Here is a 10,859-nt window from a genome sequence, read left to right as displayed (position 1 = left end):
CAAGGTCGAAGAGAGCCCTGCAGAGATCCTCAAGTTGCTCAAGTTCGATCCTGTTCCCGAAGCAAACGATCGCCAGATTTGGAGATGGCGGCAGAGCCACTCAGAAGCAATGGTCGAATTTCTGACGCCGGCCTTCGGTGACGAAAAGGTCAAGCCGCTGCCTGCTCTGGGGGTGAGTGCACAAGCCCTGAACTACCTGAACTTTCTGATCGCGGACCCGATCCACGCGGTTGCTCTCTACCGCGCCGGCGTTCTGGTCCAGATACCGCGACCCGAGCGTTTCGCCATTCACAAGCTCATCGTGGCCGATCGGCGCCATGGCGGGCCCGATCAGCTGAAAGCCCGAAAAGACCGAGCCCAGGCCGAGTTCCTCATAGCCATTCTTTCGGAAGACCGTCCAGATGAGCTCGCGGAAGCCTATGAAGACGCGCTATCGCGCGGACCTCGCTGGCGTCAACGGATCAACGCAAGCTTGAAACGAATGCCTGAGACGGCAGAACGGCTTTCGGCCTTGGCTTGACACACTGGCGCTGCCCTCCCCGATCGCGGTGCCGTGGAGCGGCGGCTGAAGCCTATCCCCGCATGCGCGGGGGGACCCCTAGCCTCCAACACTTTAATTTGTAACCACGAAGAGCATCGCGTCACGGGCGGTGCTGTCGGCCCAATGTCATCACGATACTGCCGCGATACAATTGACCGTACCAGTCGCTGAGTACTTCCCAGATTTGCGTTCCTGCCCTTGGGCTCATGCGCGGATGCGCATAGACGCCTCGCGCAAGCTCCAGCATGGCCGAGCCCAGAAAGCCGCGATAGCGGGGTTTCACATGGCAAGTGATGACCATCACCATGGGCATCATCAGGTCTCCCTTTCAGGGCCTATGAGACTCTTGATCCCGTCGATCATGGACGGGATGACCTCGCGCTGGGGGAACAGCTGTGCGACACGCCGGCGTGTGAGGCGTTCACGGATTCGTCAGACTTCAGATCCTGCGCGGCAGCGCCAAAGGCCATGTCCGAGCTCACGTCATGCCGATTCGGCAATATCGAGCACGAAGCATTGCCCGGAATCCTTATGCACAAAGCCAGGTGCGGAATGGCGCCTACGGCAGCTACGGCAATGCTCGCGGCCGCGCGCATGGCGCTAGCGGCATGGTTGAGGGCTTGGTTGGGGGATATCCCCCGGCATATGGACGTTTCGATCCACCCCCCTGCGTGAGGAGCGACACGCAGTGCTGGCCAAGGCGGCGGCACAGAGGCCGTTTCGATCCACGCCCCCCGGTCGGAATCGGTCTGTGTGCTTCCACCCCTTCAATCCCGTGGCAGTGATCTACGCCAACGCGCGCTGGAGGCAATTGACCGGGCCTGCCAAGACATCCGGACCGAAAGCTCCATCACCACCGTCGCGAGGCCCTGCAGCGATCCGCAAGTTGTCAGGCCGGACCCCCGCCGCCCGCTGCCTGGCTACCAGCTCACGTCGCCGCCGTTGGGCGAGATCGATTGGCCTACCATGAAGCTCGCCTCGTCGGAGGCGAGATAGACATAGGCGGGCGCGATCTCGTCGGGACGCGCGATGCGGCGGATCGGCAGCTGATCCGATTTCCACTGCCGCCAATCGGGGTCGCTAGCACGCCACGTCGCCGTGTCTGTAGGCCCGGGACAGACGCAGTTGATCAGCACGCCGCGCGCGGCAACCTCCTGCGCAACCGCAGTCGTCAGCGCCACCACGGCAGCCTTGGTGGCACTGTAGACCGCTGCACCGGCGGCCGGCTTGTGCGCCAGCTGTGAGGCCGTGTTGATGACGCGACCGTAGCCCTGCGCCAGCATCGGCGGCAGGGCGTGGCGCATCCCAAAGGCGACTCGGCGTAGGTTGACATCGATCAGCCTTTGCCAGTCTGCCCAATCGAGCTCCACGAAATCGCCGGGAGGCTGGCCGATGCCGGCATTGTTGACGAGGATGTCGATGCGCCCGTATCGCACGATTGTGCTCCCGACAGCGGATGCCACGTCCGCCTCAACCGTGACATCGCAGTAAACGGACATCGCTTCGGAACCGGCGGCCGCGATCGCTGCGACGACCTCCTCGCGCTCCGCCTCAAGCCCGCGGTCGGCGACGACGACACGCGCACCTTCGCGGCCGAAGGCCAGCGCGACGGCGCGGCCGATGCCAGTCGCCCCGCCGATCACGAGGGCAATTCGCCCGGCAAGACGTCCCGTCGCAGCCACGCTCACTTTTCCTCAGGCGACGGCGGTGACCATGATCTCCACTGTGTATTGCGGCGCCGCCAGCCGCGCCTCCACACAGGCTCGCGCGGGGGCGTGGCCTTCCGGTACCCACGCATCCCAGACGCCGTTCATCTCGTCGAACGTGCCGATGTCGGTGAGCCAGACGGTGGCGGTGAGAATCCTGCTCTTGTCCGTTCCCGCTTCCTTGAGAAGCGCGTCGATGCGCTCGAGAATATCGCGCGTCTGCTCCGCCACGGATGCGCCCGGCGCGCCGCTCGCGACTTGGCCCGCAAGGTAGACGAGCCCGCCATGCTTCACGATCTGGCTCATGCGCTGGTTCGTGTGGCTGCGTTCGATGGTCATCCATTTGCTCCTGTGATGAACTAAAAACCTTGCGGGTGAACGGGCTATGTGAGGGACTCCTCACGCCCTCGTACGAGTTGCGAGAGCGCGACCGCTATCACCAGCGCTCCCCCGTAGAAAAGGTCCTGCACGAAAGTATCGATGCCGAGGATGGAAAGACCCGTGATACCGGTGACGAGGAGATAGACAGCGATCATCGAGCCCAGCGGATTGAAGCGCCCCGGAGAGATCGTCGTCGCGCCGAGATAGGCGGCCGCGAAGGCGGGCAGCATGAGCTGGGTTCCCGAATTGGGATCGGCCGACCCGGACGTTCCGGCGTAAAGAACGCCGGCGATCGAAGCAAAGACGCCCGAGGCGAGAAAGCAGATTAGGCGCATACGCGTGACGGGGATACCTGAAAGCCGCGCCACCTCCCGCCCTCGCCCTACGAACAGCGCCTTGCGGCCAAGCGACGTGAACTCGAACACGTAGAGCAGGAGAAGCGCGAGCGCGAGCGCGTAGTAGAAGGCGAGCGGAATGCCCAGGAAGCGGGTCAGGATCGTGGCGTTGACGAGGCCCCAGTCGATACCGCCGATGGTGCGCGAACTGCTGATCCAGAGCGTCACGCCGTGCAGGAACGTGCCCGTTCCGAGCGTCACGATCAGGGAGTGAATGCGGAAGTAGAGGGTGAAGAAGGCGTTCAAGAGCCCGGTGAGCAAGCCCACGGCAATTGCCGCCGCAATTGCGGCGCCGATCGGCCACCCGTGACCGACATTGAGGACGGCGATCACCATGGAGGAGAGCGTCAGCACCTGCGCGATCGAAAGGTCGATGTCGCCGGCTGTCAGAGGAATGATGAGGCCAAGCGTCAGGATCACCAGCACCGCCTGCGAGCCGAAGATGGTGGAGAAATTCGGCCAGGTGAGGAAAGTCTCGGGGGCGATGAAGCCGAAGACAGCGATGATCAGAAGCCAGGCGATAAGCAGGGCAAATCGCTCGAGCTGCAAGAGGAATCGCCGGCGGCCGTGCCGCGGATTCTCGCCGGCTGAAGATGGGCTTGCTGTGACTGCTTCGCTCATTGCAGTTTCTCTTCCAGAAGGACCGGCGTGCCTGACAGTGTGCCCGCCAGGCTGTCGAGGCAGCGCTCGGTGATTGTCGATTTGTTCACGTCGGAGCCGGTGAGGCTCGCCACGACGCGGCCATGGCTGAAGACGAGGACCCGGTCACAGATCATCTCCAGCTGCTCGTGATCGGAACTGGCGCAGATCACCGCCGCGCCGCGCGCCGCCGCATCGCGGATGAAGCCGTAGACCTGGTGGCGCGCGCCGACGTCGACCCCCTGCGTCGGCTCGTCGAGGAGGATTACGCCGGGCTCTGTCTGCAGCCATTTGGCGAGCACTACCTTCTGCTGGTTGCCCCCCGACAGTTCGCGCATGAGGCGGCCGGGATCACACGGGCGGACGTCGAAATCCTGCACCAGGCCGGCGGCGTGTCGGGCGACCCGGGCTGCGCGAACGAAGAAGCGCGGCAATGAACGGCCGAGCGCCGGCAGCACGATGTTTTCGCCGACCGTGAGACCTTCCGCGATTCCGGCGCCCTGGCGATCGGCGGGAACCAGAACCATGCCGCAGGCGATGGCGCGGGCCGGCGACATGCCGGGGAGCGGCATCCTTTTTCCCGCAATGGTCAGAATGCCGTCGGTCGCCACCTCGGCGCCATAAAGAGAATAGGGGACACGGTCATAGCCGGAGCCGACGAGACCGGTGAGGCCGAGCACCTCGCCCGCCTCGACCTCCAGGTCGAGCGGCGCCAGACCGGCGGTGGCAAGGCCCGAGACGGCGATTGCCGTGCCGCCGCGCCGCGGAGAGGCCGCGGAGCGCTCTGACCCCAGATGACGCCCGACGATCGCGGCGATGAAATCAGCCTTGCTCGCGCTCGCTGTGGTGAGACTGGCGGCGATCAGGCCATTGCGCAGCACGGTCGCCCGGTGCGTCAGCTCCTTCACCTCGTCAACATCGTGCGAGACGAAGATGACGCTAGTCCCCTGCCCCGCGAGGGCCCGCACCAGCGCGAACAGGCGCTCCACATCCACGCGCGACAGGAACGGCGTCGGCTCGTCGAGGATGAGCAGACCGCCCTTCCCGCTCGTCGTCTCCGCGATCTCCCTGAAGGCGCGGACGATGGCGACGAGCGCCCGCTCGACTGGGGCGAGGTCCGCCACCGCCGCCTGCGGATCGATGGCGAGGCCATATTCGGAAAGCGCCGCCCTCGCCTCGCGGTGCGCCCGGCCCCAACGGATCATCGGATTGGCCTGCCGGACCAGCCGGCGCGCCAGCAGGTTTTCGGTGACCGATAGCGACGGCACCAGCCCAAGCGCTTGATGGACCACAGCGATGCCGTACCGGTTGAATTCGCCGGCGGGCAGCGGAAGGGGCAGCTCGCGGCCGCCCAGCGTTACACGGCCGCCATCCGGCGCGTAGACGCCGGACAGCATCTTGATCAGCGTCGACTTGCCGGAGCCGTTGTGGCCGAGCAATCCATGGATCTCTCCATAGTTCACCGTCAGCGAGACGCTATCGACCACCTTTGTCCCGCCGAAGGACTTCGTCAGCCCTTCGACGACCAGATTGGCGGCGGAGTTTTCAGCCGCCGAACCCGACATTACTGCAGGCCCCAGAGCTTGCGGTACCCGGAGAGATAGGCGTCGCCGTAGCCGGTGGAGATCTGCGGCGGCGTTCCGGCCGTGTGCGCGTTCGAGGCATCGAAGATGTAAAGCGGCACCTTCGGGTCCTTGACCGGCGGCAGGCCGCAGAGCATGCGCATCTCGGCATCGACGATGGCATGGGCGACCCAGTCGATGCTCTCGCCGATATCCATCTCGACCTCGCCCTGCTGTACGAGCTGAAGCACGTACGGGCTGCCGTTGAAGGTGGCAATCTTCACCCGGTCCGCCGATTGGGTGAGCTCGACCGCAGGAACCACGAACTGCGCCATCCCGTCATAGATCGGCAGGATGTAGTTGATCGAGGGATCGCGCAGTAGCGCCGACTGGACAGTCGACTGCATGCGCGTCGCCCAGTCCGTCACCGGCACGTTAAGATACTGCACCTTGCATTCCTCGCACTCCGCCATCACCTCCTTGATGCCGTTCTGGAGCGAATTGGCGGAGAAGGAGTCCTCGGCGACGATCGCCAGCACGTTAGCCCTGCCCTCGGTCTTGAGGATCGCCCATTGCGCCATCAGGCGTCCGGCCTGGGTGTAGTCGATATGGACGTTCTGGAACGGCGCAGGCGCAGGCGTATCGAAGCCGGAAGCATGTGCCGCGACAATCTTCAGCCCCGCCTGATCGGCCTGCATGGCCTGTGGAGCGAGGACCCGCGGGTCTGACATCAGCACATCGACCAGGTCGTAGCGCTGGGTGATCGCTTGGTTGATGCCCTGGATCCACTGCGAGGGCTGACCCTGCGTCTGATAATGGTCGTATTGGAAGCCGATCTCCTTGGCAATCTCCGTCATCCGCGTGGCCACGCCGCCGGTGAACTCGACGGCGCTGGAGAACGGCACCACCATCGCCTTCTTGCCGGCCATGCAGCTCTTGGCGTCGAAAGGCTCGCCAGGGGGCGTGAAAGTGGGCAGCTTCTGGTGTTCGGCGATACTTGCCTTGATGGCTTCCATATCGAGTGCCGCAGCCGGAGCGGCCATGGAGAACACAATTGCAAACCCGGCCAGGCCGGCGAGGTACTTGGTCTTCATGTGCATTCCTCTCTGGATATTCCGCTGTTGCGCGGATTTTTCTGCTCGCGGCGAAGGGCCCGCCCAACGGGACCACCAGCCGCCCCACGTTCCCGCCGGACTAGGATCGTAACGACGGACATTTCACGCAATCGAATTGATTTGAAGCGGACTCTTCAGCTTTTCTGAAGCGAGGAATCCAGCGTAGGATCTGATGCCAGCCGACAGGTCGACCGCAGCCTGCCAGCCGAGATCTTCTCGCGCCGCCCCGAGGGCGTAGGGACCCTGCGGATCGGAAAGGGGATCGTCGCTTGCTGCCACCACCACCGGCGGACCGGGGACGATCTCGCGGAGCAGCTCCGCCAGCCGGCCGAGCGTTATGCCACGATCGGCGGCAATGGTATAAGCAGACCGCGGGAACGACCTAGCGCGCACCGCCGCGAGAATCGCCGCGGCGACATCCTCGACGTGGATGTAGTGATAGCGCTGGTCGCGGCCGAAGGGCAGCTCGAGCGCCTTCCCTTCGAAGCCGGCGAGGATCATGTTCCGGATGGAGCACGGGGTCCTGCGGCCGGGCCCGTAAACGGCGGCAATGCGCAAGCTTACGCCCGAGATGCCGCATTGTCTGGAATACGCCTCCACCAGCGCCTCGCCGGCCACCTTAGTGGCGGCATAGACGGATGTGGGGCGGAGCGGCCGCTCCTCCCGCACCTCCTCGCCTGGCGGGGTGCGGCCATAGACGCTGGCCGAGGAGGCGAAGACGAAGCGGGGTATGCCGCGGGCGCGGGCGAGCTCCAGAAGATTTAGCGTGCTCTCGACGTTCGTTCGCGCCACGTAGCCGGGATCGTCCCGATAAAGCGACGGCCCCGAAACCGCCCCGCAATGGACGATTGCCCCCAACGTCCACGGCGCGGCAACTGCCTGAAGCTTGTCCGCATCAAGCAGATCGCAGGCGACAGTGCCCTTGTCAGGGTCGGCATTGAGGTCCACGCCGAGAACCCTGGCGCCCGCGTTCCTCAGGGCGGAGGCCACCGCCGCACCGACCAGCCCCGCAGCACCCGTTACCAGGATCGCGCCGTTCATGACCGCGGCGGATGCATCTTGCGCCAGTGTTCGGCGATGTCGATGCGCCTTGCGACCCAGACATCGTCCGCCGCGGCCACGTGGTCTAGGAACCGCTCCAGATCCGCCGCACGGCCCGGCCGCCCAACGATGCGCGTGTGGAGCCCGATGCTCATCATCCGCGGCGAGACCTGCGCTTCCCGCCTCAGGAAATCGAACGCCCTGATAAGATAGGCGGAAAAGCTCGGCGACTGATAGCCATAGGTGTTCACGTAGCGCCCGTCATTGTTGTCGAGCGTGTAGGGCACGACAAGGTGATCCTGCCCGTTCACTTCGACCCAATAAGGAAGGTCGTCGGCGAAGGAATCGGCGTCATAAACGAAGCCGCCGGCCTCCACGAGGAGCCGGCGCGTGTTGATGCTCATCCGCCCCGTGTACCAGCCCGTCGGCCGTGAGCCGGTGACTTCGGTGTGAATGCGGATGGCTTCCGCGATCTGCGCCCTCTCCTGCTCTTCTGGCATTTCCGCGTACTGGATCCAGCGCAGCCCGTGCGAGGCGATCTCGAAATCCGCTTCCTTCATCGCCGCCACGGCTTCCGGACTCTTCTGCAGCGCCGCCGCAATGCCGAAGATCGTCACCGGCAGCTTGCGCTCGTTGAACATGCGGTAGAGCCGCCACCAGCCGACACGGCTGCCGTATTCATACTGCGACTCGACGTTGATGTTGCGGATGTTCTGGAAGGCGGGGGTCGGCTCCTCGGTGAGAAACGCCTCGCTCTGCCGGTCTCCATGCAGGACCGAGTTCTCGCCGCCTTCCTCATAGTTGATGACGAACTGCACGGCGAGCTTCTTGCCGCCCGGCCACTTGGGATCGGGCGGATTGCGTCCGTAACCTTTCAGATCGCGCGGGTAAGCCATCAGCGAACTCCTCTCTCCTCGTCAGTAGGCAAGAGCGTGCAGGCCGGCGGCCAGCACGCGGATTCCGGCAACGATGTCTTCGACGGACGAGAATTCGTCGGGCGTATGGCTGCGGCCGTCCTTGGAGCGGACGAAGATCATCGCGACCTTGGCGATCGAGGCCATCTGCTGGGAATCGTGGCCGGCGCCGCTCGCCATGGTCATGAACGGCACGCCCTGCTCGCCGGCCACACGCTGCAGCGTCGACACGATGCCCGGATCGGACGGAGACGGCTCATGGTCGAGCATGACCTGCCATTCGATCTCCAAACCCCTGCGCGCGGCGACTTCGCGCATCAGCCCTTCGTGCATATCGTAAAGCCTGCGCCGCGCCTGCGCGTCTGGATGGCGCGCATCGATCGTGAACTCCACCTTCGCCGGAATAATCCCCGGGAAATTCGGCTCGACGAGGACGCGGCCCACCGTGGTCACCGCCGGCCGACCCATCCGGTGCGCGGTGTTGATCAGGCCCGAGGCAATCTCGGCGAAACCTGCCAGCGGATCGTTGCGGATATCCATCGGGAAGGCGCCGGCGTGATTTTGCACGCCGCTGATCTCGGCGCGATAGTGGCGGATTCCGGTGATGGCGTCGACAACCGCCACCGGAAGCCCGGCCTGTTCCAGGATCGGCCCCTGCTCGATGTGCAACTCGACGAAGCTGTCGATATCGTCGCGGCGCGCTTCGGGAATGCGCGCTGGATCCAGCCCCACCGCGCGCATCGCTTCCGCGATCGTCTCTCCGGAAAACGCGATCACACGTTCCGGATCACCGGGCGCGATGCGGCCCGTCACGGCGCGCGAGCCCCAGTAGTTCGCGTTCGGGAAGCGGCTCGACTCCTCCTCGCAGAGCGCGACCGCCTCGACCGTCCGCCTGGGCGTGCCGAACTGCTCCTTCAGCGCCTTGACAGCGAGCAGGGCCGCGACAGCGCCCAATGCTCCGTCGTAGCGGCCGCCCGGCGTCTGCGAGTCGATATGCGAGCCGGATACGACCGCCTTTTCGCTCGTCGATCCCTTGAGCCTGCCCCAGACGTTTCCCACGGCGTCGCGCCGCACATCCAACCCCGCCGCCGCGCATGCCTTGGCATAGTAGTCCGTCGCTCCTATCCATTCCGGCGAATAGACCGTGCGAGAGACTCCTGTCTCACCGACCGCACCGAAAGATGCGAGCTCAAGGATGGTTTTTTCGACGAAAGCCGAGTCGATCTCGATGAATTTGGCGGGATTGGGCACGATTCCTCACTGATTTTCTCTTGCGTCCGGTGGCAGCCGGCCTGAGGCTGCCCGCGATTACGTTTCCACAGGCCAAATGCCAGGAAAATCGAATTATTCGGGAGACGACACATCAGAAATCCTGAAGTATAATTGCTCGAGCTTGGAGGTCGGGACGTGAACCACCGACACATCGAAACCTTCTACTGGGCCGCGCGGCTGGGCAGCTTCGCGCAAGCCGCCCATCGCCTGAACGCCACGCAGTCGGCGATCTCCATGCGCATCCAGGAGCTGGAAGCGCGCATCGGCATACCGTTGTTCGACCGCTCGCAGCGGACGGCGCGGCTGACGCGGCAGGGCGCGCTTCTGATGCCCTATGCCGAGGAGATCATCCTTGCAGCGGACAAGTTTCTGCAAGCCGCCTCCGCTAAGGAGGAGGTCGTCGCCTACATCCGCCTCGGCGTGGCGGAAATCGTAGCACTGACCTGGCTCCCGAAACTCATCGGCCTGGTCCGCCAGAACTACCCGCGCCTGCAGCTCGAAATCGAAGTAGCCCTTTCGCACGTGATCGAGGAGAAGCTCGATGCCGGCGCGCTGGACATGGCCTTTGCGGCCTGTGAGATGCCACACTCGCGCTTCGCCTCGTTTCCCATCGAGACGGTGGATTTCTGCTGGATGTGCAGCCCCGCGCTTTCCGAAATCCCCGAAATCTTGACGCCAGGGAGCCTGAGTGAGTTGCCGGTCATCGCCACCTCGCGCGAGTGGCAATTCCGTGGGTCGACCCTGACCTGGCTGACGACCAACGACGTCCACTTCCGCAACCTGACGATCTGCAATACGTTCCGCACGGCGGCCGACTTGGCAGTGGCCGGGCTTGGGCTCGCCTACCTACCCGATCAGCTTTATAGCGGGGACTTAGCATCCGGCCGTCTCAAGCGGCTGCGTTCGGATCCGAAGCCCCTTCCCCTGCAGATCTATTCCATCAGGCCCTTAAGCGGTTCCGTGCCGGCCCATCAGCTGCTCGAGAAGGCAGCGGAAACGGTGGCAGCGGCACACGACGGTGGCCTGCTTCCGCCAAATGCCCTTGAATCGGCTTAGCGCCTTCGGCTTGGACGTCCACGACCACTCGGCTGATCTAAAAGATGTCGTTCTGGCGTCGGCCTCAGCCAGGACGTCCTGGAAGCCGCTCGTTAACGGTCGGCTAGCGGCCAAAATCCGTGAGTCATTCCTCTTGTATGCTGCGTAGGCTCGCAACGGCCGGGAGCGACATATGCTCCAGACCGCCGTCTGATTGTGATCCGGTTTCAGTAACAGCCAGCGGTCACCCACCAATGA

The 10,859-nt window shown here is 64.3% G+C and carries 11 protein-coding genes; 2 read left to right on the top strand and 9 right to left on the bottom strand.

The features are described from left to right. On the top strand, positions 1–520 hold a 520-nt coding region (locus RIN79_RS16625; protein WP_309085795.1), incomplete at its 5' end, for a GSU2403 family nucleotidyltransferase fold protein. 121 nt (positions 521–641) lie between these two features. On the opposite strand, the gene cas2e is transcribed toward RIN79_RS16625, so the two are convergent. From cas2e to RIN79_RS16580, 9 genes are all read right to left on the bottom strand, one after another. Beyond that, positions 642–857 carry a type I-E CRISPR-associated endoribonuclease Cas2e gene (cas2e, locus tag RIN79_RS16620; RefSeq protein ID WP_309085794.1) on the bottom strand — a complete coding sequence of 72 codons (216 nt, stop codon included), beginning with the start codon at positions 855–857 and terminating at the stop codon, positions 642–644. Between the two features lie 604 nt (positions 858–1,461). Continuing rightward, on the bottom strand, positions 1,462–2,223 hold the full coding sequence (locus RIN79_RS16615) for an SDR family oxidoreductase (RefSeq protein WP_309085793.1): 762 nt from the start codon (positions 2,221–2,223) through the stop codon (positions 1,462–1,464). A 12-nt stretch (positions 2,224–2,235) separates the two neighbouring features. Then, positions 2,236–2,586 carry a RidA family protein gene (locus tag RIN79_RS16610; protein ID WP_309085792.1) on the bottom strand — a complete coding sequence of 117 codons (351 nt, stop codon included), beginning with the start codon at positions 2,584–2,586 and terminating at the stop codon, positions 2,236–2,238. Between the two features lie 44 nt (positions 2,587–2,630). Then, on the bottom strand, positions 2,631–3,644 hold the full coding sequence (locus RIN79_RS16605) for an ABC transporter permease (RefSeq protein WP_309085791.1): 1,014 nt from the start codon (positions 3,642–3,644) through the stop codon (positions 2,631–2,633). Next, the gene (locus RIN79_RS16600; protein ID WP_309085790.1) at positions 3,641–5,227 is read right to left on the bottom strand and encodes a sugar ABC transporter ATP-binding protein; all 1,587 of its coding nucleotides are present in this window, start codon (positions 5,225–5,227) and stop codon (positions 3,641–3,643) included. Before RIN79_RS16600 ends, RIN79_RS16605 begins: the two co-directional genes overlap by 4 nt. Beyond that, positions 5,227–6,318 carry a sugar ABC transporter substrate-binding protein gene (locus RIN79_RS16595; RefSeq protein ID WP_309085789.1) on the bottom strand — a complete coding sequence of 364 codons (1,092 nt, stop codon included), beginning with the start codon at positions 6,316–6,318 and terminating at the stop codon, positions 5,227–5,229. The genes RIN79_RS16600 and RIN79_RS16595 overlap by 1 nt, the downstream gene beginning before the upstream one ends. A 123-nt stretch (positions 6,319–6,441) precedes the next feature. Continuing rightward, on the bottom strand, positions 6,442–7,380 hold the full coding sequence (locus tag RIN79_RS16590) for an NAD(P)-dependent oxidoreductase (protein ID WP_309085788.1): 939 nt from the start codon (positions 7,378–7,380) through the stop codon (positions 6,442–6,444). After that, a complete protein-coding gene (gene puuE, locus RIN79_RS16585) occupies positions 7,377–8,276 on the bottom strand; it encodes an allantoinase PuuE (protein ID WP_309085787.1) in 900 nt (299 codons plus the stop codon). The genes RIN79_RS16590 and puuE overlap by 4 nt, the downstream gene beginning before the upstream one ends. Positions 8,277–8,297: 21 nt before the next feature. Next, entirely contained in the window at positions 8,298–9,545 is a 1,248-nt protein-coding gene (locus RIN79_RS16580; protein ID WP_309085786.1) for a hydantoinase/carbamoylase family amidase, read from the bottom strand. A 156-nt stretch (positions 9,546–9,701) separates the two neighbouring features. Here RIN79_RS16580 and RIN79_RS16575 point away from each other — a divergent pair, with 156 nt between their 5' ends. Beyond that, positions 9,702–10,622: a LysR family transcriptional regulator gene (locus RIN79_RS16575; protein ID WP_309085785.1), complete on the top strand. Its 921-nt coding sequence runs from the start codon at positions 9,702–9,704 to the stop codon at positions 10,620–10,622. The last annotated feature ends 237 nt before the right edge of the window (positions 10,623–10,859 follow it).

The organism is Chelativorans sp. (genome assembly GCF_031180965.1).
In the GTDB taxonomy this organism is placed as follows: domain Bacteria; phylum Pseudomonadota; class Alphaproteobacteria; order Rhizobiales; family Rhizobiaceae; genus Chelativorans.
The sequence above is the reverse complement of the archived record's forward strand: the minus strand, read 5'-3'. Positions and strand labels throughout refer to the sequence as shown.